Source organism: Pseudomonas furukawaii, assembly GCF_002355475.1.
Lineage (GTDB): Bacteria > Pseudomonadota > Gammaproteobacteria > Pseudomonadales > Pseudomonadaceae > Metapseudomonas > Metapseudomonas furukawaii.
Window position 1 is genome coordinate 3,646,896 of record NZ_AP014862.1, and the last position, 26,149, is coordinate 3,673,044.

A 26,149-nucleotide genomic window follows, 5' to 3' on the forward strand; every position below is an offset into this window, starting at 1 on the left:
AACGAAGGTCACTCTTCCTCCAGCCTGGGCTGCGGGTGCAGCGGCAGGTGCAGGGTCAGGGTGGCGCCGCGCCCTTCCAGCCCCTCGCCGACGCTGACGCGGCCGCCGTGGGCGCCGACCATGCCCTGGCAGATGGCGAGGCCGAGGCCGGTGCCCTGCCCGCCCCGGTCACCTCGGGCGGCGGTGTAGAACATGTCGAAGATGCGCTCGCGCTCCTCGGGCGGGATCCCGGGCCCCTGGTCGCTGACGGCGAAGCGTAGTTCCTCGTCATCCGCTTCCACCAGCACCCGCAGGCGGCCCCGGCTGGGAGAGAAGCGCGCGGCGTTTTCCAGCACGTTCACCAGGGCCTGTTCGATCAGCGCGGCGTGGACGTAAAGCAGCGGCAAGGCGTCGGGCACCCGGGTTTCCACGTTGAGCGGCGCCAGCACCGGACGCAGGCGTTGCAAGGCGCTGGCGACTATGTCACCCGGCGCCACCCAGTCGCGGGCGAGCTTGAGGCCGCCGTGGCCGAGGCGGGTCATGTCCAGCAGGTTCTGGATGTAGCGGTCCAGGCGCTCGGCCTCGTCGCGGGTGCCCTCCAGCAGTTCGCGGCGGTCCTCCAGGGGGATGGCTTCACCGAGCGCCAGCAGGCTGTCGATGGAGCCGCGCATGGCGGTGAGCGGGGTGCGCAGGTCGTGGGAGACCGAGGCCAGCAAGGCGCTGCGCAATTGCTCGGTTTCGCCATGCAGGCGCGCCGCTTCCAGTTCCTCGGCGAGCTGGGCGCGGGCCAGGGCCTGGGCCAGGGGCTGGCCGAGGGCAGCGAGCAGCCGCCGCCGGCTGGCGGGCAGCGGCGCTTCGTCCCGGGGGCTGACGCCCAGCAGCACCAGCGGGCCCTCCTCCGCGGACAGCGGCAGCCACCACCAGCGACCGCCCGGCAGGGTGTCGGTGCCGAGGCCGGCGGGCTGGTCGTGCTGCCAGGACCATTCCGCCGCCGCGCGCTCCTGGTCGACCAGCAGGCGCTGCACGCCCGCTTCCACCTTCCACACGCCGTCGCGGCCACGGGACAGCAGGCAGATCTCCAGGTCGCTCCAGGCGCCGAACTGCTGGGCGGCGACGTTGAGCACCGCCTGGCGGTCGGTGGCGGCGGTGAGCTTGCGCGACAGGTCGAGCAGCTGGCCGGTCTCCACCTGGGTGTCTCGCAGGGCTTCCAGCTGCCGCCGCTGGCGCGAGGCCAGGTTGCCGGTGAGCGCGGCCATGAGCAGGAAAAACAGCAGGGTGAGGACGTCTTCCTGGCGGGCGATGGTCAGGGAGAGCGTGGGCGGGATGAAGAGGAAGTCGTAGGCGAGGAAGGTCAGGCCCGCGCAGAGCAGCGCTGGCCCCAGGCTGCTGCGCACCGCCACCAGCAGCACGGCGGCGAGGAACACCAGGGAGATGTTGGGCAGCGCCAGCATGTGGGACAGGGCCCAGGCCAGGGCGGCGGCGGCCACGGCGGCGACCACCGCCAGGCCATAGTCCAGCAGGCGCGCGCCCTGCCGCGCCCGGGGGCTGGGCGGCCGGGCATCGACCTCGGTATCCAGCACACTGATTTCCAGCCCCTGTGCCAGGTTCAGCAGGCGTTCCGCCAGGCCCCGGCCGAACAGCCGCCGACGCAGGCGCAAGCGACTGCGGCCCACCAGCAGCAGGCTGGCCCGCCGTGCCTCGGCGTGCTGCACCAGGGCCCGTGCCACCGAATCCTCCCGCAGGGTGACCACTTCGCCGCCCAGGCGCTCGGCCAGCTGCTGGGCCGCCTGGAGGCGCGCCCGCACGTCTTCGGAACGGGCGCCGCCGGTGTCCACATGGACCACCGACCAGGGCAGGTGGCGTCGCTGGGCGACGAGGCTGGCATGGCGGATCAGCCGCTCGGCCTGATGGTCGCCATCGATGCCCACCAGCAGCCGGCCGCGCACGGCGGGAGCGTCCAGCCCCCGCTGGCGATAGCGCCGGTTGAGGTCGGCGTCTACCCGCGCGGCGGCGGTCTGCATGGCCAGCTCGCGCAGGGCGGTGAGGTTGGTCTGGGAGAAGAAGGCATCGATGGCGGCGCGGGCCTGCTCGGGCACGTAGACCTTGCCTTCCCGCAGGCGCTCCAGCAGTTCCCGGGGCGGCAGGTCGATGAGGAGGATCTCGTCGGCCTCCTGCAGCACCCAGTCGGGCAGGGTTTCGCGGACCTGCACGCCGGTGATGTCGCGCACCTGGTCGTTGAGGGCTTCCAGGTGCTGGACGTTGACGGTGGTGTAGACGTCGATGCCTGCTTCGAGCAGTTCCTGCACGTCCTGCCAGCGCTTGGCGTGGCGACTGCCGGGGGCGTTGCTGTGGGCCAGTTCGTCCACCAGCACCAGCTTCGGTGGCCGGGCGAGGATGCCGTCCAGGTCCATTTCGGTGAGCTGCATGCCGCGGTAGTCGGTGCGCCGCAGCGGTTGTTGCGGCAGCCCGGCAAGCAGGGCCTCGGTTTCCGCGCGGCCGTGGGTTTCCACCACGCCAACGCGCAGGTCGACGCCCTGGCGCAACTGCGCCTGGGCGGCCTGGAGCATGGCGTAGGTCTTGCCTACGCCGGGTGCGGCGCCGAGGAAGACTTTCAGCCGGCCACGGCCCGTTCGGGCGACATCGGCCAGCAGCGCGTCGGCGCGCAGGGCATCACTCATCGAGGCATCTCGTTCAGGGCGGTGTTCAGGGCCAGCACGTTGACCACCGCCGGGCCGATCAGCGGGCGCTGGGTGTTCTGCTCCACCAGGCGTTCCAGGGTCGCCGCCGGCAGCCCGCGCTCGGCGGCGATGCGGGGGATCTGGAAGCGCGCGGCCTCGGGCGGAAGGTGCGGGTCGAGGCCGCTGCCGGAGGTGGTCACCAGCGCCATGGGCACCGGGCCGTGACCTTCGCTGGCCAGCCGCTGGGCATCCTTGTCGATGCGCTCGGCCAGGGCCGGGTTGCTCGGCGCCAGGTTGCTGGCACCGCTGGCGACGGTGGCGAAGTTGCCGGCGGAGGGCCGTGGCTGGAACCAGCCGGCTCCTTCGAAGGGTTGCGCCAGCAGCTGGCTGCCGCGCACTTCGCCCTTGGCGTCGCGCACCAGGCTGCCGTTGGCCTGCTCGGGGAAGGCCAGCTGGGCGACGCCGGTGACGGTGAGGGGGTAGGCAACGCCGGTGATCAGGGTCATCAGGGCCAGGAGGCTAAGGGCTGGACGGAGTTGGCTAAGCATATGCAGTTCCTCTTGGGAAATCTAAGCGGGAGGGGCGCGCCGGCGCCCTCTCCCCCGGCCCTCCCCCGCTCGCGGGAGAGGGGGAATTGTCAGACCAGGCCGACGGCGTTGAGCAGGACGTCGATCACCTTGATGCCGACGAAGGGCGCGACGATGCCGCCCAGGCCGTAGATCAGCAGGTTGCGGCGCAGCAGGCTGGCGGCATCCGTGGCCTGCACGCGGACGCCGCGCAGGGCCAGCGGCACCAGGCCGATGATGATCAGCGCATTGAACACGATGGCCGAGAGGATGGCGCTCTGCGGACTGGCCAGCTGCATGACGTTGAGCAGCCCCAGCTGCGGGTAGATGCCGGCGAACAGGGCGGGCAGGATGGCGAAGTACTTGGCGATGTCGTTGGCCACCGAGAAGGTGGTCAGCGCGCCACGGGTCACCAGCAGTTCCTTGCCCACCTGGACCACGTCCAGCAGCTTGGTGGGGTCGGAGTCCAGGTCCACCAGGTTGGCGGCCTCGCGGGCGGCCTGGGTGCCGTCGTTCATGGCCAGGCCCACGTCGGCCTGGGCCAGGGCCGGCGCGTCGTTGGCGCCGTCGCCGCACATGGCGACCATCTTGCCTTCGCCCTGCTCCTGGCGGATGCGCGCCAGCTTCTTCTCCGGCGTGGCTTCGGCGATGACGTCGTCCACGCCCGCTTCGGCGGCGATGGCGGCGGCGGTGAGGGGGTTGTCGCCGGTGACCATCACGGTGCGGATGCCCATCTGACGCAGTTCGGCGAAGCGCTCGCGGATACCCGGCTTGACCACGTCCTTGAGGTGGATGGCGCCGAGCAGTTGGCCGTCGGCGGCCACCAGCAGCGGGGTGCCACCGCTCTGGGCGATCTTCTCGATCTCGCGGGCCAGGGGCGCCGGCATCGCTTCACGGTCCATGCCGACCCAGGCCAATACGGCGTCCACGGCGCCCTTGCGGAAGCTGCGGCCGGCCCAGTCGGCGCCGGAGAGGCGGGTTTCGGCGGTGAAGGGAATGGCGGTGATGGCATCGCGTGCCGGCTGCTCCAGGCTGTTGAGCGGACGCAGGTACTCGATGATGGACTTGCCTTCCGGAGTCTCGTCCGCCAGCGAGGCCAGCAGCGCGGCGTCGGCCAGGTCCTTGCCGGAGACGCCCGGCGCCTTGACCATCGCGCTGCAACGGCGGTTGCCGAAGGTGATGGTGCCGGTCTTGTCCAGCAGCAGCACGTGCACGTCGCCGGCGGCCTCTACCGCACGGCCGGATTTGGCGATGACGTTGAGGCGCACCAGGCGGTCCATGCCGGCGATGCCGATGGCCGAAAGCAGACCGCCGATGGTGGTGGGGATCAGGGTCACCAGCAGCGCCACCAGGTACACCAGCGGCAGGTCGCCACCGGCGAAGCGGGCGAAGGGCTGCAGGGTGGCCACCACCAGCAGGAAGATCAGCGTCAGGCCGATGAGAAGGATGTCCAGCGCCACTTCATTGGGGGTTTTCTGGCGCTTGGCGCCCTCCACCAGGGCGATCATGCGGTCGAGGGTGGATTCGCCGGGGTTGGCGGTGATCTTCACCAGCAGCCAGTCGGAGACGATGCGGGTGTTGCCGGTGACGGCGGAGCGGTCGCCGCCGGACTCGCGGATCACCGGCGCCGATTCACCGGTGATGGCCGCTTCGTTGACGGCGGCGACGCCTTCGATCACTTCGCCATCGCCAGGGATCAGCTCGCCAGCCTCGACCCGGACGATATCGCCCTTGCGCAGGGCGCTGGCGGCGACGGTCTCGTACTGGCCGGCGCTCTTCCGGCGGCGCGCGGTCAGGCCCTGGCTGCCGGCCCGCAGGCTGTCGGCGCGGGCCTTGCCACGGCCTTCGGCGAGGGCCTCGGCGAAGTTGGCGAAGAGCACGGTGAACCAGAGCCAGAGGGCGATCTGCACGGCCAGCCCGGTGCTCACCGCCGGGTGGGGAATGGCGCAGAGAATGGTGGTGAGGACGGCGGTCAGCTCGACCACCAGGATCACCGGCGAGCGCACCAGCTGGCGCGGGTCCAGCTTGGCGAAGGCCTGGATCAACGCCGGCTTCCACAGCGCGGCGAAGGTGGTCCTGGATTGCACATGGGCGCTTTTGTGCGCCTGGATAGGGGCGTTCATCTCGATTCTCCGAATTCCGTTAGAAGCCCTGGAGCTGCGCCAGGTGCTCGGCGATGGGGCCCAGGGCCAGCGCCGGGAGGAAGGTCAGGCCACCCACCAGCAGGATGGTCAGGGTCAGCAGGGTGACGAACAGCGGGCCGTGGGTCGGGAAACTGTTGGCCCCCAGCGGGGCGCGCTTCTTGGCGGCCAGGCTGCCGGCGATGGCCATGATCGGCAGGATGTAGCCGAAGCGGCCGATGAGCATGGCCAGGCCGATCATCAGGTTGTGGAACGGGGTGTTGGCGCCGAAGCCGGCGAAGGCCGAGCCGTTGTTGGCGGTGCCCGAGGTGTAGGCGTAGAGCGCCTGGCTGAAGCCGTGGGCGCCGGGGTTGGTGATGGACGCGGCGGGGCCGTCGAGGCTGATGGCCAGGCCACAGAACACCAGCACGCCGATGGGCATCACCAGCAGGGTCGCCACCAGCAGGCGCACTTCACGGGCCTCCAGCTTCTTGCCGAGGTATTCCGGGCTGCGGCCGATCATCAGGCCGGCGAGGAACACGGCGATCAGCACGAACAGCAGCATGCCGTAGAGGCCCGCGCCCACGCCGCCGAAGATGATCTCTCCGAGCATCATGTTGAACATCGGGATCATGCCGCCCAGCGCGCTGAAGCTGTCGTGCATGGCGTTCACCGAGCCGTTGGACGCGGCGGTGGTGGTGACGGCCCAGAGCGCCGAGGCGGCGATGCCGAAGCGGGATTCCTTGCCTTCCAGGGAGCCGCCCTGCTCGATGGGCAGGCCGGCCAGTGCCGGGTTCGGCTGGTACTCGGCGTAGAGGGTCACGCCCAGGCCGATGACGAACAGCACCAGCATGGTGGCCAGCAGCGCACGGCTCTGGCGCAGGTCCTTGACGTAGTGGCCGAAGGTGAACACCAGGGCTGCCGGGATGAGAATGATGGACGCCAGCTCCAGCAGGTTGCTCCAGGCGCTGGGGTTCTCGAAGGGGTGCGCCGAGTTGACGCCGAAGAAGCCGCCGCCGTTGGTGCCCAGTTGCTTGATGGCGATCTGGCTGGCGGCCGGGCCGAGCGGGATGCTCTGGTCGGCGCCCTGCAGGGTCACGGCGTGGGCGTAGTCGGCGAAGGTCTGGGGCACGCCCTGCCAGACCAGGAACAGCGCCAGCAACAGGCACAGGGGCAGCAGCACGTAGAGCACCGCGCGGGTGAGGTCGACCCAGAAGTTGCCGATGCTGTCGGTGGAACGGCGGGCGATGCCCCGGCAGAACACCACCAGCACGGCCAGGCCGACGGCGGGGCTGACGAAGTTCTGCACACCAAGGCCGATCATCTGGCTGAAATAACTCAGGCTGGCTTCACCGCTGTAGGCCTGCCAGTTGGTGTTGGTCATGAAGCTGACGGCGGTGTTGAAGGCCAGGGTCCACTCCAGGCCCGGCAGCCCCTCGGGGTTGAGCGGCAGCACGCCCTGCAGCATGAGGATGGCGAACAGCGTGACCAGGCTGGCCAGTGAGAAGGCCACGAGGGCCAGCGCGTAGGTCTTCCAGCCTTGCTCGCGCTCCGCATCGACGCCGCCGAGCCGGTAGCAGGCGCGCTCCAGCGGGCCGAGTACCGGGCTGAGGACATTGCGCTGGCCTTCCATCACCTGATGGATGAAGCGGCCGAGGAAGGGCGCCGGCACCAGCACCAGCACGAAAAAGGCCAGTAGCAGCCCATAGTCTTGAACCTGCATGACGTCTCCTAGCCCCGTTCGGCGCGCAGCAGCGCCACCAGCAAGTAGATGAAAAGCCCCGTGGCGAGAACCAGGGACACCCCGTCGAGAATGCTCATTGCCTGTGCTCCTTGATGCGGTCCATGCCGCTGTGGAGCCATTGTCGGAACGGGAGGCGTAAAGGAACGAGCCCAGTGGCCGGAGCGGGGCATAAAGAAGGCGTAAAGATGCGGGGTGAGGGGCTGGGCTGTGCGCCCCACGGGATGACGATGCGCGTGGATCAGGCGCGTCGTCGCTCGCGACCGGGTGGCCCGGCCGCCATCCGGGAGCGGGACGCCGCCCTACCCCCGGATTTCATCCAGGCTCCGGATTGAGCGGTGTTCAACCGGGACTCAGGATGGCCGGTCTTCCGTGTCCCGGGCCGCTGCGGCGGGTTGGGACGGCTGCGGCTGGCCGATCCAGTCGGAGATCAGGCTGTAGGCCACCGCCAGCAGCGTGGGGCCGAGGAACAGCCCCATGAAGCCGAAGGCGAGGATGCCGCCGAACACGCCCAGCAGGACTACCACCAGCGGCAGGTTGCCGCCCCGGCTGATGAGGTAGGGCTTGAGCACGTTGTCCACGCCGCTGATGACGAACATGCCCCAGATGCCGAGGAACACCGCGTAGCCATAGTCCCCATGCCAGGCCAGCCAGGCGGTGGCGGGCGCCCAGACCAGCGGCGGGCCCATGGGAATGAGGCTGAGGGCGAAGGTGACGATGCCCAGTACGAGGGCACCCGGTACGCCGGCGATCCAGAAGCCGATCAGCGCCAGCAGCGCCTGGGCGGCGGCGGTGCCGATGACGCCGTTGACCACCCGCTGCACGGTGCCGGCCACCAGCTCGAGGTAATGCTCGGCGCGTTCACCGATCAGCCGCTCCAGTCCCCGCTCGACGAACTGCGCCATGCGCGGACCATCCCGGTAGAAGAAGAACACCAGCACCAGGCTCAGCACCAGCTCCACCATGCCGCCGCCGACCTGCGCCGTGCGCGCCAGGATCCAGTTGCCGGCCTGGCCCATGTAGGGCTTGAGCCCGGCGAAGAAGGCCGCGCCCTGGGCATCGATGGAATTCCAGACGCGCACCAGCCGCTCGCCCACCAGGGGCACTTCGATCAGCCACTCCGGCGGCGCCGGCAGTCCCTCCACCTGGACGTTCTTGACCAACTCGGTGGCATCGCGCACGTGGTCGGCGAGGTTGCTCACCAGCCAGGCCAGGGGCAGCGCCACCAGCACCATCCAGCCCACGGTGAGCAACCCGGCCGCGGCGGACTCCCGCCCCTTGAGCGCCCCGGAGAGCAGCCGCATCAGCGGCCAGCTGGCGAAGGCGAGTACCGCCGCCCAGAACAGTGCGGAAACGAAGGGCGCCAACACCCAGAGACAAGCCCCCAGCAGGGCCAGCAGCAGTATCTGCACCAGCAGGCGATCATTGTTGAACATCCCTGGATCACTCCGGCTTGGGAAAGGAAAGGCGGTGCGCGCCGTGATGCGTCAGGCACCCGGCAGTCACAAGCATAGAGAGCGGCTGAGTATTTCTCAGCGCAGAAGGTTCAAGTGCAAACCGGGGTCACGGCTTTCGCCCAGCTCCAGCCGGGCGGCCCGCACGCCCTGCCCCACCAGCGCCTCGCGCCAGGCCTCGGCGCCTTCGCCGGCGACGCTGACGCGCAGCGTGCTGTCCAGGTTCAGGCAGCGCGCCAGCAGGGTGGCCCAGTTGGCCGGCGGCTCGGCGGGCAGGCGGGCCAGGCGCAGCTCGCCGCTGGCCTTGAGTTCGCGCATCAGGGTATCGGGGGTGGGCAACAGCTCGCCGAGGGGGGCGTTGGCGTCCAGTTGCTCGGCGTGCAGGTAGGCGCGGCGATTGCCCCGGGTGATGGCATAGAGGGCCAGCAGGCTGTCCTGGCTGGGCTCGGCCAGGCGCACCAGGAGGTAGGCCTGCTGCTCGTCGGGTCCATAGAGCCTGGCGTTGCCGAATACGGTATTGGCCCAGAGGCTGCTGGAGCCGCAATCGCGCCCCTGGCACCAGTAGAGCAGCTCGGCGCCGCCCTTGAGCAGGTCCTGGCGAGCCCGGTCGAAGGCGTCCAGGGCGCTGTGACCACTGGGCAGGCGGTAGGTCACGGCGGTCTGTCGGCCTTCCACCTCCACCTTGCGCTCCATGCGCAACTGGTTGCTGATGCGGCGGATGGCGCTTTGCGGGTAGGTCCGTTCCTCGCCGTCGCGTTCGCGGAACTCGAAGATCTCGGCATGGGGGAAACGCGGGAGTGCCGCCAGGTCGTGGCTATCGGGCTGGTCGGCGGCCTGGGCGGAGGCCGCCAGCAGCAGGCCGGCAAGAAGGGAGAGACGCATGCGCTTCCTTATCGTTCTGTCCTGAATTGTGCAGTCTGGACCAGCATCCCGAGCTTGTCCCGCCCCGCCGCGATCGGTGTTGGCGCCGGGAAGGCGGGCGGAGCGGCGGCCCAGAGGCGAAGCCCGCCAGCCTCCCCAGTTGGGGAGCCCAAGTCAAGGAAGCGTGAAGAAGGGATTGAAACAGTCTGCTACGGCCCGGGCACCGGCCTCGTCATCCAGATGCAGGTGATGCTTGCCGGGCAGGCGATGGACCTCGACGGGCATGCCTTCCAGCAGGCCGGAGAATCCGGGTTCGACGGCCAGGATGCCCTGCTCCGCCAGCACCAGGCGCGTCGGGCACTGCACGGCGTGAACGAAGGCCTGGGCGTGGGCACGCGTCAGGCGCAGGGGCGACGGCAGGGTCAGACGGTTGTCGGTGCGCCAGGTGTAGCCGCCGGGAACCGGCATCAGGCCGCGCTCGGCCAACAGCTCCGCCGCCTCCCGGCTGACCGCGCCCGTGTTGCGCATGCGCGCTTCGACGGCGCGGTCGATATCGGCGTAGACCGGCTTGCGCTTGTTGCGCAGCGCCAGTTGCGCACGCAGGGCCTCGCCCAGCTTGGCCGGCGCCTGCTCCGCCTCGCCGGTGTAGGGCATCAGGCCGTCGATCAGGGCCAGGCGCTCCACCCGTTCGGGCATGGCGCCGGCGAGCAGTACCGAGACGATGGCGCCCATGGAGTGGCCCAGCAGGGAGAAACGCTCCCAACCCAGCTGCTCGGCCACCTGCAGCACATCGGCGACGTAGTCCCAGAGCAGGTAGCTGGCGCCGGGAGCGCGGTGCGCGGAGAGCCCGTGCCCGGCGAAGTCCAGGGCGACGATGCGCAGCCCCGGTAGCAGGGGTGCAAGGCGGGCGAAGCTGTTGGCGTTGTCGAGCCAGCCGTGCAGGGCGATCACCCGCTGGCCGTCCTCCGGGCCATAAAGGTGGGCGGCCAGTTCGATATGGGGCAGGTTCAGGCGGATTTCTTCGACCTGTGCGGTCATGGGTGGGGCTCCTGGCGGCCGTCCCAGCGGCCGATGACGGATTTGAGCAGGTCGGCGGTTTCCTGGGGCCGTTCGAGGGGGAACATGTGCCCGCCCGGCAGGGACAGGTACTCCCCTTGCGGCACCCGCTTCACCAGCCGGGCGTGATGGGGCAGCACGACGTTGCTGTGGCGTCCCCGTACCAGGGCCAGTGGCACCTGCAGCTGGTGCGGTCGCCCCGGCGCGCGGTGGGGCACGCTGCGGTAGATGCGGATTTCGGTGGCCGCGTCGAACTTCAGCCGCAGCCCCTGGTCGCCGGGAGCCAGGCCATGGCGCACGTAGGCGTCCAGGCAGTCGGGGTCGAATCGGCGGAACAGGGACTTGCCGGCGAAGTAGTCGCGGGCCTGCTGGTGGTCGTCGAAGGCTTCGCGGCGGCCCAGGGTGCGTCCGGCGGGGGTGATGCGGTCGATGAAACCGAAGCGCTTGGCGGCGCGGATCACCAGGCGATCGGCCAGGGTCAGCACCGGCGAGTCCAGCATCACCACGCCCCGGTAGAGCTCCGGGCGGCGCAGGGCGGCGTGATAGTGCAGCACCCCTCCGAGGGAATGGCCAAGGCCCCAGACGGGGCCGTCACGCTGCTCCAGGTGGTGGATGAGTTCGTCCACCAGATTGTCCCAGTTGTCGTTCACCGGGAAGCGCGGATCGTGGCCGTGCTGGTCCAGGTGCTCGACCCGGAAGTCCGGCGCCAGGGCGGCGAACAGCTTGCCGTAGGTGGCCGAGGGAAAGCCGTTGGCATGGGCGAAGAAGATGGTCTGCGACATGGCCTTGCACTCGTCGTGAACTGCTGGGATTTTCTGGCAGCGCCGAGGCGGCGGCAATGACCGTAAGCGCCAGTGATGATGGCGCTAGTGCCAAACTCCAGGCGTCAGGCCGGTGCGGCAGCTGCCGCGAACGCGCGCGCTGCCACAGGCCCCACCACAACCCCAGACGCCGGGACGCCTGTCCCGGCCCGACTTCATGTCAGTCGTGCCAGACGACCAGTTCCTGGCGCTCCAGCCACTCGGGGAAGCGCTTGCCGTAGGCGTCTTCCACCCTGTTGCGCTTGATCTTCAGGGTCGGCGTGAGGAAACCGTTGTCCACCGCCCAGACCTCCTTGACCAGCACCAGTCCGCGCAGGCGTTCATGCTTGTCGAGGTCGCCGTTGACCGCTTCCAGCAGGCTGCGCAGGCTCAGTTCCAGGTCGGCCCGGCCGCTGTTGGCGGCTTCCTGCCGCCCCACGTCGGACAGCACGCAGAGGGCCATGGGCTGGGGCAGGCCGTCACCCACGACGCAGACCTGTTCGATGCGCGGGTGCACGGCCAGGCGGTTCTCGATGGGGGCCGGCGCCACGTACTTGCCCTTGCTGGTCTTGAAGATCTCCTTGATGCGGCCGGTGAGTCGCAGATTGCCCTCCGCGTCCTGCTCGCCCTTGTCGCCGGTGCGCAGGAAGCCGTCATCGGTGAAGACCTCGGCGGTCTTCTCGGGGTCCTTGTAGTAGCCCTGCATGGTGGCGCCGCTGCGCACCTGCACCTCCCCATCCTCGCTGATGCGCACTTCCACGCCGGGACTGTTCTGGCCTATCCAGCCGGACTTGTAACGGCCCTTGCGGCACAGGTGGGAATAGCCGCAGTTCTCGGTCATGCCGTAGACCTCCAGCACTTCCAGGCCCAGGCGCTTGTACCAGTTGAGCAGGGCCTCAGGGACCGGCGCGGCGCCGCAAAGGGCGTTGCGCACGGCATCCAGCCCGAGTCCGGCGAGCACCTTGCGGCCGACGATGCGGCCGATGATGGGCAGCCGCAGCAGGCGGTCGAGCTTCTCCGCCGGCATCTTCGAGTAGACCCCCATCTGGAACTTGGTCCAGATGCGCGGCACGCCGAAGATGGCGGTGGGCCGGGCGCGGCGCAGGTCGTCGAGGAAGGTGTCGAGGCTTTCGGCGAAGAACACCGTCTGCCCGGCATAGAGCGAGCCCATCTCGACGAACATCCGCTCGGCCACGTGGCACAGCGGCAGGTAGGACAGCAGGCGGTCCTCCTCGCCGGTCTTGAACAGCTGCACGCCGTGGCTGGCAGCAAAGGCGAAGTTGCCGAAGTTGTGCATCACGCCCTTGGGCGTCCCGGTGGTGCCGGAGGTGTAGATGATGGTGGCGAGCTGGTCGGGCGCGGACTTCGGGTTGTCGCGGATGGGGTTGGCGACCTGCAGGTCCGCCCAGCTGAAATCGAACCGGCCTTCCGGATGGATGGGCAGCGCCACGCTCGTCACGCCTTGGGGAATGCCACCGGCCATGGCGGGCCAGTCATCCAGCTTGCCGATGAACACCAGCGCGGCCTCGGAATGCTCCAGCACCTGGCGGACCGAGTCGGCGGTGAGGTTGGGATAGAGGGGCACCGAGACGTGGCCGGCCATCCAGATGGCGAGGTCGGCCACTATCCAGTGGGCGCAGTTCTTGGAAATGATCGCGATGCGGCTGCCCTGGGGCAGGTCGCGCCCCCGCAGCCAACTGGCGGCCCGACGGGCTTGTTCGCCGACATCCCCCCAGCTCAGCGCCTCGATCCGGCCGCCGCCCAGGGGCTGGACCAGATAGCGCTTGTTCGGGTGACGGGCTTCGCGTTCGAAGAACACGTCGAGCGGTAAACGGACTGCATCAGCCACAGGGCCTCCTCCTTTGTTCTTTTTGTGGGGGACAACCAAGCACTTGCTTGGTCGACTATTCCACGCACCCGGAGGAGGCGCAAGTTAAGAAATGTTGCGAGGGGTCAGTGATGGCGAACGTGATGCAGGGAACGCAGGGACAGGAGTCCCGGCACCAGGAGTTCGCCATCCAGCTCCGCCAGGCTGGCGGTGGCCATGGGCACGGGTTCCTGGCGATGTCCGTGGATGAGGAGGCCCGCCAGTTCACTGACGAAGGGGTTGTGGGTGACCAGCAGGATTTCTTCCTCGCCGCGTTCGGAGAGGAATTCCACGGCGGCGCGGGGGTCGCTGTCGGGCGTCGCCCAGGGTGCGATGCCGATCGCGCCGGTGAAGCCCAGGGCCTCGCGAACCAGTTCGGCGCTCTGCTGGGCGCGGACGTAGGGGCTGGCGAGGATGGCCCCGAGCGGCCGCCCGGCAAGCCGGGCGGCGCTGTGCAGCACATCCTGCCGGCCATGCCGGGTCAGCTCCCGCGCCGCGTCGGTCGCGGCTCGGGGCTCGGCCTCGCCATGGCGCAGCAGCCAGAGCTTCACAGCTTGGGCTCCTCGTCACGCACCGGATGGGCGGCCGGCGGCACCTGGTGCGGCGCTTCGCCCTCCGGGGCGCGGGGAGTCGGCCAATCGGCGAAGGGCCAGGGCTTGTCTTCGGAGTTGAAGGTGCCGAAACGGCCGATCTGCGCCAGGTACTGGCTCAGGCTGTCGCCGAACCCCAGCAGGCTGGCGTTGGGCGCACCGTAGAAGGCCCGATAACCCAGCTGCAGCAGGACCACGGCGCCGAGAATGATCTCGGCCAGCTGCCAGACGACGACGAAGATCAGCATCCACAACACGCGCAGCAGGATGTGCTCGCGTTGCAGGTCTTCGCGCTCTTCACTCATGGGGAATCTCCTTGTCCTTGGGGGGTGACGGGACGGGCGCGTCCCGGATTCAGAAACCGGTGGTTGGAATGAAGTCTACGTCGGTCTTGGGCTCGCCGCGCATCAGCGCCTCGATGACCTGGGCCAGCGTACGCCCCTCGAAGAGGATGGCATGCAGACCCGCGACCAGTGGCATGTAGACCTGAAGCTCTTCGGCACGGGTCTTGAGGACCTTGAGGGTGTTCACGCCTTCGGCCACTTCCCCCAGGCGCGCCACCGCGTCTTCGAGGGACAGGCCCTCGCCGAGGGCGAAGCCCACCTGGTAGTTGCGGCTCTTGGGCGAGGAGCAGGTGACGATCAGATCGCCCACGCCGGCCAGGCCCAGGAAGGTCATGGGATTGGCGCCCAGCTTCACGGCGAAGCGCGTCATCTCCGCCAAGGCGCGGGTAATCAGCATGCTCTTGGTGTTCTCGCCCATGCCCAGGGCGGCGGCCATGCCGGACATGATGGCGTAGACGTTCTTCAGGGCGCCGCCCAGCTCCACGCCGAATCGATCCTGGCTGGCGTAGACGCGGAAGGTGCGGCCGTGAAGGGCGTCCTGCACCCGTTTGCAGAGCTCGGCATCCTCGCTGGCCACCACGGTGGCGGTCAGGGCGTGGTCGGCCACTTCCTTGGCGAGGTTGGGGCCGGACAGCACGCCGATACGGGCGTCGGGTGCGACATCCTCGAGGATCTGGCTCATCAGCTTGAAGCTCTGGGCCTCGATGCCCTTGGTGGTGCTCACCAGGAACTTGCCCGTCAGTTGCCCGGCCACCGGCTCCAGTACCTTGCGCAAGGCGCTGGAGGGTACGGCGACGAACACCAGCTCGCACTCGGCGAGCACGGCGGGCAGGTCGGTGCCGGGCTCCACGCCCGGGTGGATCTTCACGCCCTTGAGGTAGCGCGGGTTCTCACGCTGGGTCCGGATCGCCTCGGCCTGTTCCGGGTCGCGCATCCACTGGCGCACGGGCCGGCCATTCTCGGCGAGCAGGTTGGCGAGGGCGGTGCCGAAGCTGCCGCCGCCGAGCACCGCGACGGGTTGCTGTAGTGTCATAACGGATCCATGTAGGCCATAGGGATGGCGAATTCGCGCATTATACGGAGGCATCGGCGACCGGCCAGCCTCAATCCCCGGGGCCGTGCGCTGGAAAAGCCGCCCGCCTCGGTTAAGATGCGCCCGTCCGACCGCCGAGCGCGACCTCCCGCAGTCTGTGCCGGAGGCTTCGAGGCATCTAAAATCCCCAGCACCGGGGCATGACGGACTAGAGTTCCAGCAAGGCTCCACCCATGGACGACCCCGCATCGAGGCAAATGGATGATGTGCCCCCGCTCCCCCCGACTGCCGAACAGGCAAACTCCGGCGGCGCTCCCCGAGGTAGAGGGAGTGCGCCACCCATGAGCACACGCAACCGCTGGGACATCCATGCCCGTACCCAGCTCATCAGCCTCGGCCCGGCCCTGCTGCTCACCCTGCTCCTCACCGGTTTCTTCACCTTCGCCCGGCTCCAGGACCTGCGCCAGGAGCTCAACCATACCGGCCAGCTGATTGCCAGCCAGCTCGCCCCCGCCGTGGAATACGGCGTGGTCAACGGCAACCTCGAAGCGCTGGAAGGCCTGCTCCAGGCTAGCCTGGGCACGCCGCACCTGCGCTTCGTCGAGGTCCGGGACCGTGGCGACAATATCCTGGTGTACCTGGAACAGCCCGACAGCCTGGAGAAGACCGGCGTCCAGGTGGAGGTGTTCCACGCGCCCATCGTCCAGCAGCTGCCGGACCTGCAGGCCCGGCGCATCCTCGCCACCGGCGACAGTCGCACCACCGATGGCAACTACCTGGGACGCGTGGTGGTGGGCATGTCCAATGACGCCTTCAGCACCCGCCAGCAGGAAATCCTCCTCAAGGCCACGGCGCTGGCCCTGACCGCCCTGCTGCTGACCTTCCTGCTCGCCCGGCGCCTGGCGACCCGCCTGTCGCAGCCCATCAGCGCCATGGGCGAAGCGGTCAAGGCCATCCAGTCCGGCCACTACGACGCCAGCCTGCCGGAGGTGGACGACAGCGAACTGGGCGACCTCAGCCGCCATATCAACAACCTCGCCAATGGCCTCGAGAAGGCGGCGCAGGAGCAGCAGCAAGCCATGGACCAGCTGATCAAGGCCCGGGAGGAAGCGGAAACCGCCAACCGCGCCAAGTCCGACTTCCTGGCCATGATGAGCCACGAGCTGCGTACGCCGATGAATGGCGTGCTGGGCATGCTGCAGCTGCTGGAAACCACGGAAATGAACGACGAGCAGGCGGAGTACGCCGCCCTCGCCACGGAGTCCACCGAGCACCTGCTCAAGGTGATCAACGACATCCTCGACTTCTCCCGCATCGAGCGCGGCGCCCTGGAACTGGAAAGCATCCCCTTCAACCTGCTGGATCTGATCCTGGGCTCGGTGCAGGTGTTCCAGCATGGCGCCCAGCAACGCGGGCTGGACCTGGTCCTGGACACCCAGGAAGGCCTGGAGCGGGTGGAAGTGCAAGGCGACCCCACCCGGCTGCGGCAGATTCTGGTGAACCTGGTGGGTAATGCGCTCAAGTTCACCGAAGAAGGCGGCATCCGCGTGGAAACCCGCTGGCAGGCCCTGGACAGCGAGGTGCTCTGGCTGACCTGTGCGGTCCATGACAGCGGCATCGGCATCGCGCCTGACCGCCTGGAGCACATGTTCGACGCCTTCCAGCAGGCCGACCAGTCCATCTCCCGACGCTATGGCGGCACCGGGCTTGGGCTGCCCATCGCCCGGACCCTGGCCGAACGCATGGGGGGCACCCTGCGCGCGGAAAGCCACGAAGGCTCCGGCTCGATCTTCACCCTGGAAATCCCCCTGCCCTTCCGCATCCAGGACGCCGACAGGACGGCCGGCGGCGCGCATCCGCAAGACGAAGGCGCCGGCCAGCAGGTGCTGCTGGTGGAGGACAACCCGGTGAACCAGACCGTGATCGAGGCCATGCTGCGCAGCCTGGGCTTCCAGGTCAGCCTGGTGGGCGACGGCGCCCAGGCGGTCCACGAGGCCTCGCGCGCCACCTACGCCGTCATTCTCATGGATTGCCGCCTGCCGGTGCTGGACGGCTACGAGGCCACCCGGCAGATCCGCCAGTTGCCGGGCGGCGAGGCGGTGCCCATCATCGCCCTGACCGCCAATGCCCTGCAGGGCGACCGCGAGGCCTGCCTGGCCGCGGGAATGAACGACTACCTGGCCAAGCCCTTCAAGCGCGCCGACCTGCTGCGGGTGATCCAGCGCTGGTTGAGCAGGCCGTCGGACTGAAACCATTGGTGCCGCTTCCAGGCATTCGTCGAGTGTGAAGGGATGTTAAAGTGCGTCACGATTTGCTGGCGGAAGCCCCTGGCACGGGAGTTCCAGCCCAACGAAGCGACCAAGTGAACGACTGTGCTCGCTACGCTGTGACTTTCACCGCAACGCAATAGTCTATGACTAGTCTGTCGCCTGAGACCCGTCCGGTCCGGCAGAAAGAAGAATGCAAAGCCCTGTGCCGCACGGGGACCATTGAGGAGCTCGCATGACCAAACAAAACGCCTATACCCGGGAAGACCTGCTGCGCTGCAGTCGCGGCGAGCTGTTCGGCCCTGGTAATGCGCAACTGCCCGCCCCCAACATGCTGATGATCGACCGCATCGTCCACATCAGTGAGACCGGCGGGAAGTACGGCAAAGGCGAAATCGTCGCCGAGCTCGACATCAATCCCGACCTGTGGTTCTTCGCCTGCCACTTCGAAGGCGACCCGGTCATGCCCGGCTGCCTCGGCCTCGACGCCATGTGGCAGCTGGTCGGTTTCTACCTCGGCTGGCAGGGCAACCCCGGCCGTGGCCGCGCCCTCGGCTCCGGCGAAGTGAAATTCTTCGGCCAGGTCCTGCCGTCCGCGAAAAAGATCACCTACAACATCCATATCAAGCGCACTATTAATCGTTCGCTGATCCTCGGCATCGCCGATGGCACCGTCGCCGTCGACGGCCGCGAGATCTACAGCGCCGAAGGCCTGCGCGTCGGCCTGTTCACCTCTACCGACAGCTTCTGAAGGACATCCGCATGCGTCGCGTCGTGATCACTGGCCTGGGCATCGTCTCCTGCCTGGGCAATGACAAAGCCACCGTCTCCGAGAACCTGCGCGCCGGTCGTTCCGGCATCCGGCACAACCCGTCCTACGCGGAAATGGGTCTGCGCAGCCAGGTTTCCGGCTCCGTGAACCTGAACCTGGAAGAGTTGATCGATCGCAAGATCTTCCGCTTCATGGGTGATGCCGCTGCCTACGCCTACCTGGCGATGCAGCAGGCCATCGAAGACGCCGGCCTGACCGCCGAGCAGATTTCCAACCCCCGTGTCGGCCTGATCGCCGGCTCCGGTGGTGCATCCACCCTGAACCAGATGGAAGCCATCGACATCCTGCGCGAGAAGGGCGTCAAGCGCATCGGCCCATACCGTGTGACCCGCACCATGGGCAGCACCGTATCCGCCTGCCTGGCCACCCCCTTCCAGATCAAGGGCGTGAACTTCTCCATCTCCTCCGCCTGCGCCACCAGCGCCCACTGCATCGGCCAGGCCATGGAGCAGATCCAGCTGGGCAAGCAGGACATGGTCTTCGCCGGCGGCGGCGAGGAAGAGCACTGGAGCCAGAGCTGCCTGTTCGACGCCATGGGTGCCCTGTCCACCCAGTACAACGAGACCCCCGAGCGCGCTTCCCGCGCCTACGACGCCAAGCGTGACGGTTTCGTCATCGCCGGCGGCGGCGGCATGGTGGTGGTCGAGGAGCTCGAGCACGCCCTGAAGCGCGGCGCCAAGATCTACGCCGAAATCGTCGGCTACGGCGCCACTTCCGATGGCTACGACATGGTCGCCCCGAGCGGCGAAGGCGCCATCCGCTGCATGCAGCAGGCGTTGTCCACCGTCGACACCCCCATCGACTACCTGAACACCCACGGCACCTCCACCCCGGTGGGCGACGTTGCGGAGATCCGCGGCGTGCGTGAAGTGTTCGGCGACAAGGCCCCGGCCATCAGCTCCACCAAGAGCCTGTCCGGCCACAGCCTGGGCGCCGCTGGCGTGCAGGAAGCCATCTACTGCCTGCTGATGATGGAAGGCCAGTTCATGGCCGGCTCCGCCAACATCGACGAACTGGACCCGGAAGTGGCCGACCTGCCGATCCTGCGCGAAACCCGCGAAGGCGCGAAAGTCGACACCGTGATGTCCAACAGCTTCGGCTTCGGCGGCACCAACGCCACCCTGGTGCTGCGTCGTTTCAACGGCTGATCGCCACGGCCATCGCCGTACTCAAGACAAAGGGCGCCGCAAGGCGCCCTTTTTCTTTGGTCTGTCCCGCCCTGTCGCCCAGGCTCCTCAGGCCGCCTCGCGCCCACCGTCCGCCTTGGCGCGGCTGCCGATACGCGGCAGCAGCATGGGGACCTGCCGCCGGTACTCGGCGTATTCGGGGTGGGCGCGAACCAGGTCCCGCTCTTCGAGCCGGATGGCCGCCAGGATGTAGAGGCTGGTGAGAACCGCGAACAGCAGGTGCGCCGCGCTCATGGTCGGGGTGGCCCAGAAGCAGAGGAACCAGCCGAGGTAGAGGGGGTGGCGCACCAGCTTGTAGGCGCCGGGTACCTTGAACGCCAGATTGGTGTAGGGCCGACCCAGCAGCTGCAACCAGACCTGGCGCAGGCCGAACAGGTCGAAGTGGTTGATCAGCAGCGTCGCGTACAGCACCAGCGCCCAGCCGAAGCCGAAGACCGCGCCCATCACCAGTCGCCCGGAGCGGTTCTCTATCACCCAGATTTCGCCGCCCAGGGGCTGCCAGAAGCTGTAGAGCAGGATCAGCGCCAGGCTGGAGAAGAGCACATAGGTGCTGCGTTCCGCCGCTTCGGGAATCCAGCGCGTCCACCAGGCCTTGAAGGCGGGCCGGGCCATCAGGCTGTGCTGCACGGCGAACAGTCCCAGCAGCAGCACGTCGATGCCCAGTGCCGTCCAGAACGGCAGCCGTGGATCGCCATCCAGGGTTCGCGGGGCGAACGGCAGGTTGGCGACGAAACCGATGGAGTAGATGAAGGTGGCGAGGAAGACCAGGTAACTGATCACACCGTAGCCGAAGATCGAGACACGCTTGAAAAGGTTGAACATGATGCACTCCTGCCGGGGGTCTGGTCGGCGGCATCGCTCCGCCGTGAGATGCAGAGTGACCCTGGCCTGTATCAGTCCGATGGCTGGCGGCGCTCAGTTTGTTTCAGCGTTGTATCCCGGCCGTGGCTGGCCCAGCCAGGTCTGCAACAACTGGTGCAGGCGCTGCTGATCGAGGGGCTTGGTCAGCAGCGCCTTGGCCCCTTGCTGCTGCACCTCGCTTTCCAGGAGCGAATCGCTGAATCCGGTGTAGAGCACGATGGGCAGGTCGGCGCGGGATGCCAGCAGGCGACGCGCCAGTTGCAGGCCCGAGAGCCTGGGCATGCTCTGGTCGAGGATGACGAAGTCCCAGGCGTAGGGGTCGGCGCAGAGCTGCTGGCTGGCCAGTTCGGCGTCGCCGAAAAGCACCGGCGCCAGGCCCCAGCCTTCCAGCAACTCCCCCATGAACTCGGCCACCGACGGATCGTCGTCCACCACCGCCACCCGCCCCTGCAGGGCCGAGCGCAACGGCGGCAGCTCAGGGACGGCATCCCGGCCGTTCACCTGGGCGGCCGGACCGTGGGCCGGCAGCAACACGCGAAAAGTGGCGCCATGCCCCGGCTGGCTGTCCAGCTGGATGTGCCCGCCGTACTCATGGACGATGCCGTGGACCATGGACAACCCCATGCCGCTGCCCTGCCCGCTGGCCTTGGTGGTGAAAAAGGGCTCGAAGATCTGCGCCCGCAGCGTCGGATCGATACCCGGCCCGCTGTCGCTGACGCGCAGCGCCACGAAGGGTCCCCTGGCCCGTTGCTGGCAGGAGGCGCAGACGCACTCCAGCTCTTCCAGGCCCAGGCTGATCTGGAGCTGGCCGACGCTGCCCATGGCGTCCCGGGCGTTGATGCAGAGGTTCATCAGCACCTGCTCCAGCTGCACCGGATCGGCCAGCACCAGAGGCAGCTCGGAATCCAGCCGGACATCCAGCTCCACGGTCGCCGGCAGGGTGGACTCCATCAGTCGGATGAAGTCGCCCAGCAGGCGGTCCGGCGCCAGCAGCTGCGGCTTGCCACGACTACCCCGGCTGAAGGTGAGCATCTGCTGGATCAGGTCACGGGCCTTCTCCGCCGACCGCTGTACCCGGGCGAGGTATTTGCCCAGGCGCTCGTCTCCGGTTGGCTCCACCCGCTCCAGGGCCATCACCGTGTAGCCCAGCATGCTGGTGAGCAGGTTGTTGAAGTCGTGGGCGATGCCGCCAGTGAGGTGTCCGATGGCCTCCATGCGCTGGGCCTGGCGCAATTGCTGCTCCAGCCGCGCGCGCTCCTCCTCGGCCTGGGTACGTTCGGTGATGTCCCGCAGGTAGCAGATGAAGCGCGGCCCCTCGTCACCCGGCACCTGGGTCAGGGCCAGTTCGGCGGGGAACTCCTCACCGTCGGCACGCTGCGCCACCACTTCCATGCGCTTGCCGAGGAAGGCGCCCTGGCCGGTCATCAGGTAGTGCTCCAGGCCGCGCTCGTAGGCCTCTCGGAATCGCGGCGGGATGATCAGTTTCAGCAGCGAACGACCCAGCGCCTGCTCGCGTCCGATGCCGAAGCAACGCTCGGCCGCCGGGTTGAAGGCCAGCACGCGCCCCCGCTCATCCATGCCGATGAAGCAGTCCAGGGCGGTGTTGGTGATGGCCCGGTACTGCAGCTCACTGGCTCGCAGGGCCTGCTCGGCCTCCTTGCGCTGGGTGATCTCGCGGGTGATGGCGAGGATGCGGTCGATGCCCCCGATGGTCACGCGCTTGAGCAGCACCTCGTCCCAGTGCAGGCTGCCGTCACGGTTGCGCCGGTGCCATTCGAAGCGTTGCAGCTCGCCGGCGGCGGCCCGAGCCAGGTAACCGGCGGCTTCCTTGCCGGTGTAGGGCGCATAGCCGGCGCTGAATGCGTCGATGTCCAGCCCGAGCATCTCCTCGTAGCTGTAACCGTAGGCGCGACAGGCCTTGGGATTCACGTCCACCAGGGTGCCACTGTCGATGTCGTGGACGAAGATGGCGTCCTCGGAGGTGTCGAAGATGGCCCGGTAGCTGGCCTCGGCCGCGAACCGCTCGATCTCGGCCGCCGCCCGGACGGAGAAGATCCGCAGCACCGACTCCACCTTGTCATGGTCGCCCATGGGGCCGAGCCGGCCCGCGGCGATCAGTCCCAGGGGGCGGCCATCACCGGCGAACAGCGGGTAGCCGGCGTAGCTGTCGATGCCATAGGCGGCCAGCACGGAGTCATTGGGGTAGCACACCCCCAGGTCCCGGGGGACGAGATAGAAGCTGCGGCCGAAGACTTCCGCGCAGGGCGTGCCTTCCAGGTCGTAGGTGGCGTTGGGCTGCAGCCGGCCGTCGTAGAAGAGCGCCAGGGTGGTGAGGCGATGGGGCCCCTCGTCGCTGATACGGCTGACGAAGGCGAAATCGGCATTGAGGGAACGCACCATGTAGCGGGCGATGGCCTCGAACACCTCGTTGCCGGTGGCCGCCGAGACCCCCAGGGCAACGAAGCGAAGCACCTCCTCCAGGCTCTTGCGCGAGCTGATGTCGGTGGAGATGCCGCAGATGGCGGTGACCCGTCCGTCGCTGTCGAACAAGGGGAACTTGTTGGACAGGTAGGTGCGGATGATGCCGCCCATGGGAACCTGCTCCTCGAACTCCAGCTCATGGCCCGACTGGGCCACCCGCAGGTCGTTGGCACGCAGGGCGTCGGCGATCTCCCGGGGAAAGAAATCATGGTCGGTACGCCCCAGCACCCGCTCGGCGCGCACTTTGAACAGGCGCTCGAAGGCGCGATTGACCAGCACCAGGCGGCCCTCCAGGTCCTTCACGTAGATCACCGCGCTGCTGTTGTCGACGATCTGCCGCAGGTGGTGCGCACCGGCGCTGTCGGTCGAGGGTCGGATGGATGGCTGGCTCACCGCAGTGCCCTCCGGGGAAGCTGGACTGCCTGAGTATAGGAACAGCGCCACGGCGTCCGGTGGGGCGCGCGGCGCATTGAAACAATTGAAACAAAGCGGCGCAGCCGGCCGCTCAGCCGGGCACGAACATATAGCCCACGCCGCGCACGGTGCGGATCACCTGCGGCTTGTCGGGGTCCGGCTCCAGCTTGCGGCGCAGCCGGGCGATGCGGATATCGATGGAGCGGTCGAAGGGGTTCCAGTCGCGGTGCTGGGTGAGGTTGAGCAACTGGTCGCGGGACAGCGGTCGATTGGGACGCTGGGCGAAGGCCTGGAGCAGGTCGAACTCCATGGCGGTGAGGGGAATCTCCGAACCGTCCGCGCCGAACAGCTGGCGGCTGGCGAGGTCAAGGCGACAGAGCCCCACCTTCAGGAGCTCGCCCGTCTCCACCGACTCGGGAGACGCGGCGGCCGGTGCCCGGCGATAGCGCCGCAGCACGGTCTTGACCCGCGCCAGCAGTTCCCTCGGGTCGAACGGCTTGGCCAGGTAGTCGTCGGCCCCCACCTCCAGGCCGACGATCCGGTCCAGGGGCGTACCGGCACCGGACACCATGATCACCGGCAGGTCGTGGTGTTCCCGCAGGTAGCGCGCCAGGCTCAGGCCATCCTCGCCGGGCAGGCCCACGTCCAGCAGCACCAGGTCCGGCAACGCCTCGGCCAGCCAGGCGCGCATCTGCACGCTGTCGGCGACCGCCTCGACCCGATAGCCCTGCCCGCCCAGGTAGTCGAGCAGCAGCTCGCGGATCGCCTCGTCGTCGTCCACCACCAGGATGCGGATCTGTTCGGTCATGGGCCCTGCCTCATGTCGGCCTGACCCAGCGACTATAGTCCGCCCCGGGACGATGCGTGGCTTCAGCGGACGGAGAAGACCTGCTGGGCCAGCAGGCGATCGCCCTGGAACACCATGAAGCGCCATTCGCCGGGCACCACTTCGTGGGGCTCGGTGAACTCGAAGGCCATCACGTCGAGCGGTGCGCCGGGGGCCATCTTCTGCTCCACCACGAACTTGTCGTGGCGCTTGCCGTCCGGTGAGACCACGCCGGGGGTGAGGTACAGCAGGGTCAGCGGCGTGTCGTTCTCGCGCTTGCCCACCAGGCTGTAGCGAAGGCCGAACTTGGTACCCAGCTTCGCCGGGATCACCTCGGTGCGCTGGATGCTCTGGTCGCTGCGGGTCAGCACGCGCTCGCCGGGCTGGAAGTCCTGGTAACGGGATTCGAAGATGCCGTATTCCACCGGCCCCTCGACCCGGACGTCCGCCAGGGCCATGCCGGAGGCCAGGCCCAGGGCCACGAGTGCTGTCAGTCGGAAAGGGTTCATGTCGCGCTCCTTGTTTGCGGTGGCGCGAGGTTATGACGCGTCCATGACAAGCGCGTGACAGGCTCAGTTCGACGTCTGGGGTCGATGCTTGCGGGGGAGCACGGCAAGAAAGTTGTCCCGCGCGACCTTGCGCGCCACCGCCTCGGGCAAGGCGTCGAGGAAGGGCTCATAGACCTTGAGGTAGCCTCCCAGCCCGTTGAAGCGCCCCACGACGTCGGAGCCCAGCATGAAGCGGTCCGGAAAGCGCTCCACCAGCTTCAGCCAGTTCGCACGCGGCTTGCCGTCGGCATCCAGCAGGTAGGGATCGAGCATCGTCCAGGAGAGGTCGATGTAGAGGTTCGGGTAGTCCGCGAGCAGCCGCGCCAGGGTGTCGTGGAGAAAGTCCAGGCGGGTCTGGTGCCGGTGGATCTCCTTGCTGGTTCCGCCGTGGGCCCAGATGAAACGCACGTGGGGATGATTGCGCAGGGGCTCCTCCACTTCCTGCAGGTAGAGCGGGTTGCGCTCACGCTTTGAGGTGATGTTGGAGTGAAGCATCACCGGCAGGTCGTACTCGGCTGCCAGGTGGTAGACGCGGCTCATGGCCTCGTTGTTGGCCCTCGGCGTATCGCCATCGATCAGCGCGGTGAGGTCGTCGTGGCGCGTGAATACTTCGCCGATGCCCTGCCAGAGCCCCGGATCCAGCTCCAGCATGCGACGGATGTGGGCGTCGGCGTTCTTGTCATTGGGATTGAAACCGCTGAGGAAGGGGTGGAAGCGATGGCGCTGATCCGCCGGCAACCCTTTCACGGCGGCGGCCACCAGCACATCGGTGGCGCTGTACCAATAGGCGCCTGCATCGTCGCCGGCGTAGTAGCGCGGACGCTTGGGCTCATCCTCGTGCCACTTCTTCGCCACCGGAACGCCGGAGATCATCACATGCTCGATGCCGCCCGCGTCCATGGCATCCAGCAGGGATCGCATTCCTTCGGTTTCCTGGAAGAAGTCCACGTAGTGCAGGTGGGCGTCGCTGTAGCGGTAATCCCGCGCCTGGAGCGGCAGGGCCGACAGCAGGGCCAGGACGGCGAGGCAGGTTCGAACGGGGGGCAAGGGCGGTCCTCCAGGGCGTGCAGTGGGAGGGTAGACCGGATTCCGCACGCCCGGGTTCAGGGAAAACTTGCGGGAACGTCCGGACCGGAGCAGCCTCTACCGCTTTGCAAGACTCAATCCGCCACTGACCAGAGGGATCGACATGACCGTGACCGTGACCACCGAAAGCGCCGAAGGCTACCGCCACCGCATCAGCGTGAACGAGACCCACAGCCTTTTTACCGACATTCCCACGGCCCTGGGCGGCGAAGGCAGCGCACCGGAGCCCCATGACCTCTACGACGCCGCCCTGGGAGCCTGCAAGGCGCTGACCGTCAGCCTCTATGCCCGTAGCCACGACATTCCGCTGACCGGAATCGGCGTCGAGGTCACGCGCGACGACAGCGAGGAGCGCAAGGGCCACTACCGCCTCGACGTGAAGCTGACCCTGCGCGGCGCCCTCACCGACGAACAGCGCGCCACCCTGCTGCGCATCGCCGACAAGTGCCCGGTGCACAAGCTGATGAGCCAGGTGGAAACCCATATCGAGACGCGCCTCGCCGAGGGTGACTTCAGCCAGTAACGAGGGCTGGGCTTCCGGCGCGAACGGGTTATGCT

General features: G+C 68.1%; 22 protein-coding genes. 4 read left to right on the forward strand and 18 right to left on the reverse strand.

Annotated features, from left to right (window positions below; translation table 11 throughout):
- Positions 1 to 8 precede the first annotated feature (8 nt).
- The 13 genes from KF707C_RS16985 to KF707C_RS17045 form a co-directional block, all read right to left on the reverse strand.
- A complete protein-coding gene (locus tag KF707C_RS16985) occupies positions 9 to 2,657 on the reverse strand; it encodes a sensor histidine kinase (RefSeq protein ID WP_003456104.1) in 2,649 nt (882 codons plus the stop codon).
- The gene (kdpC, locus tag KF707C_RS16990) at positions 2,654 to 3,205 is read right to left on the reverse strand and encodes a potassium-transporting ATPase subunit KdpC (RefSeq protein WP_003456106.1); all 552 of its coding nucleotides are present in this window, start codon (positions 3,203 to 3,205) and stop codon (positions 2,654 to 2,656) included. The genes KF707C_RS16985 and kdpC overlap by 4 nt, the downstream gene beginning before the upstream one ends.
- 89 nt (positions 3,206 to 3,294) lie before the next feature.
- Positions 3,295 to 5,346, reverse strand: a complete 2,052-nt coding sequence (gene kdpB, locus KF707C_RS16995) for a potassium-transporting ATPase subunit KdpB (RefSeq protein WP_003456108.1) — start codon at positions 5,344 to 5,346, stop codon at positions 3,295 to 3,297.
- A 19-nt stretch (positions 5,347 to 5,365) separates the two neighbouring features.
- Complete coding sequence (kdpA, locus tag KF707C_RS17000; protein WP_003456110.1) at positions 5,366 to 7,066, reverse strand: potassium-transporting ATPase subunit KdpA; 1,701 nt, start codon at positions 7,064 to 7,066, stop codon at positions 5,366 to 5,368.
- Positions 7,067 to 7,074: 8 nt separating this feature from the next.
- Complete coding sequence (gene kdpF, locus KF707C_RS17005; protein ID WP_036993962.1) at positions 7,075 to 7,164, reverse strand: K(+)-transporting ATPase subunit F; 90 nt, start codon at positions 7,162 to 7,164, stop codon at positions 7,075 to 7,077.
- A 273-nt stretch (positions 7,165 to 7,437) separates the two neighbouring features.
- Complete coding sequence (locus tag KF707C_RS17010; protein WP_003456115.1) at positions 7,438 to 8,520, reverse strand: AI-2E family transporter; 1,083 nt, start codon at positions 8,518 to 8,520, stop codon at positions 7,438 to 7,440.
- A 96-nt stretch (positions 8,521 to 8,616) separates the two neighbouring features.
- Positions 8,617 to 9,420, reverse strand: coding sequence for a DUF4892 domain-containing protein (locus tag KF707C_RS17015; protein WP_003456116.1), 804 nt, complete (start codon positions 9,418 to 9,420; stop codon positions 8,617 to 8,619).
- Between the two features lie 153 nt (positions 9,421 to 9,573).
- Positions 9,574 to 10,437, reverse strand: coding sequence for an alpha/beta fold hydrolase (locus KF707C_RS17020; protein ID WP_003456117.1), 864 nt, complete (start codon positions 10,435 to 10,437; stop codon positions 9,574 to 9,576).
- Positions 10,434 to 11,237, reverse strand: a complete 804-nt coding sequence (locus KF707C_RS17025) for an alpha/beta fold hydrolase (protein WP_003456118.1) — start codon at positions 11,235 to 11,237, stop codon at positions 10,434 to 10,436. Before KF707C_RS17025 ends, KF707C_RS17020 begins: the two co-directional genes overlap by 4 nt.
- A gap of 199 nt (positions 11,238 to 11,436) precedes the next feature.
- On the reverse strand, positions 11,437 to 13,104 hold the full coding sequence (locus KF707C_RS17030) for an AMP-binding protein (protein WP_003456119.1): 1,668 nt from the start codon (positions 13,102 to 13,104) through the stop codon (positions 11,437 to 11,439).
- 104 nt (positions 13,105 to 13,208) lie between these two features.
- Positions 13,209 to 13,673 carry a phosphohistidine phosphatase SixA gene (sixA, locus tag KF707C_RS17035; protein ID WP_003456121.1) on the reverse strand — a complete coding sequence of 155 codons (465 nt, stop codon included), beginning with the start codon at positions 13,671 to 13,673 and terminating at the stop codon, positions 13,209 to 13,211.
- Complete coding sequence (locus tag KF707C_RS17040) at positions 13,670 to 14,017, reverse strand: DUF4389 domain-containing protein (RefSeq protein WP_003456124.1); 348 nt, start codon at positions 14,015 to 14,017, stop codon at positions 13,670 to 13,672. The genes sixA and KF707C_RS17040 overlap by 4 nt, the downstream gene beginning before the upstream one ends.
- Before the next feature lie 49 nt (positions 14,018 to 14,066).
- On the reverse strand, positions 14,067 to 15,089 hold the full coding sequence (locus KF707C_RS17045; RefSeq protein WP_003456125.1) for an NAD(P)H-dependent glycerol-3-phosphate dehydrogenase: 1,023 nt from the start codon (positions 15,087 to 15,089) through the stop codon (positions 14,067 to 14,069).
- A 341-nt stretch (positions 15,090 to 15,430) separates the two neighbouring features.
- Here KF707C_RS17045 and KF707C_RS17050 point away from each other — a divergent pair, with 341 nt between their 5' ends.
- The 3 genes from KF707C_RS17050 (at position 15,431) to fabB (ending at position 19,336) form a co-directional block, all read left to right on the forward strand.
- Positions 15,431 to 17,338 carry an ATP-binding protein gene (locus KF707C_RS17050; RefSeq protein ID WP_003456127.1) on the forward strand — a complete coding sequence of 636 codons (1,908 nt, stop codon included), beginning with the start codon at positions 15,431 to 15,433 and terminating at the stop codon, positions 17,336 to 17,338.
- 253 nt (positions 17,339 to 17,591) lie between these two features.
- Positions 17,592 to 18,107: a 3-hydroxyacyl-[acyl-carrier-protein] dehydratase FabA gene (gene fabA, locus KF707C_RS17055; RefSeq protein WP_003456128.1), complete on the forward strand. Its 516-nt coding sequence runs from the start codon at positions 17,592 to 17,594 to the stop codon at positions 18,105 to 18,107.
- A gap of 11 nt (positions 18,108 to 18,118) precedes the next feature.
- Entirely contained in the window at positions 18,119 to 19,336 is a 1,218-nt protein-coding gene (gene fabB / locus KF707C_RS17060; RefSeq protein WP_003456131.1) for a beta-ketoacyl-ACP synthase I, read from the forward strand.
- 87 nt (positions 19,337 to 19,423) lie between these two features.
- Here fabB and mddA read toward each other — a convergent pair whose 3' ends face one another.
- The 5 genes from mddA to KF707C_RS17085 all read right to left on the reverse strand — a co-directional run bounded on the left by mddA (position 19,424) and on the right by KF707C_RS17085 (position 25,552).
- Complete coding sequence (gene mddA / locus KF707C_RS17065; RefSeq protein ID WP_003456133.1) at positions 19,424 to 20,197, reverse strand: methanethiol S-methyltransferase; 774 nt, start codon at positions 20,195 to 20,197, stop codon at positions 19,424 to 19,426.
- Positions 20,198 to 20,290: 93 nt separating this feature from the next.
- The gene (locus KF707C_RS17070) at positions 20,291 to 23,110 is read right to left on the reverse strand and encodes a PAS domain S-box protein (RefSeq protein ID WP_003456135.1); all 2,820 of its coding nucleotides are present in this window, start codon (positions 23,108 to 23,110) and stop codon (positions 20,291 to 20,293) included.
- A 112-nt stretch (positions 23,111 to 23,222) separates the two neighbouring features.
- Positions 23,223 to 23,939 carry a response regulator gene (locus KF707C_RS17075; protein ID WP_003456137.1) on the reverse strand — a complete coding sequence of 239 codons (717 nt, stop codon included), beginning with the start codon at positions 23,937 to 23,939 and terminating at the stop codon, positions 23,223 to 23,225.
- 62 nt (positions 23,940 to 24,001) lie between these two features.
- Positions 24,002 to 24,466, reverse strand: coding sequence for a DUF3859 domain-containing protein (locus KF707C_RS17080; RefSeq protein ID WP_003456138.1), 465 nt, complete (start codon positions 24,464 to 24,466; stop codon positions 24,002 to 24,004).
- Between the two features lie 63 nt (positions 24,467 to 24,529).
- The gene (locus tag KF707C_RS17085) at positions 24,530 to 25,552 is read right to left on the reverse strand and encodes an amidohydrolase family protein (protein WP_003456140.1); all 1,023 of its coding nucleotides are present in this window, start codon (positions 25,550 to 25,552) and stop codon (positions 24,530 to 24,532) included.
- 142 nt (positions 25,553 to 25,694) lie between these two features.
- Here KF707C_RS17085 and KF707C_RS17090 point away from each other — a divergent pair, with 142 nt between their 5' ends.
- Entirely contained in the window at positions 25,695 to 26,114 is a 420-nt protein-coding gene (locus KF707C_RS17090; protein WP_003456147.1) for an OsmC family protein, read from the forward strand.
- Positions 26,115 to 26,149: the final 35 nt, after the last annotated feature.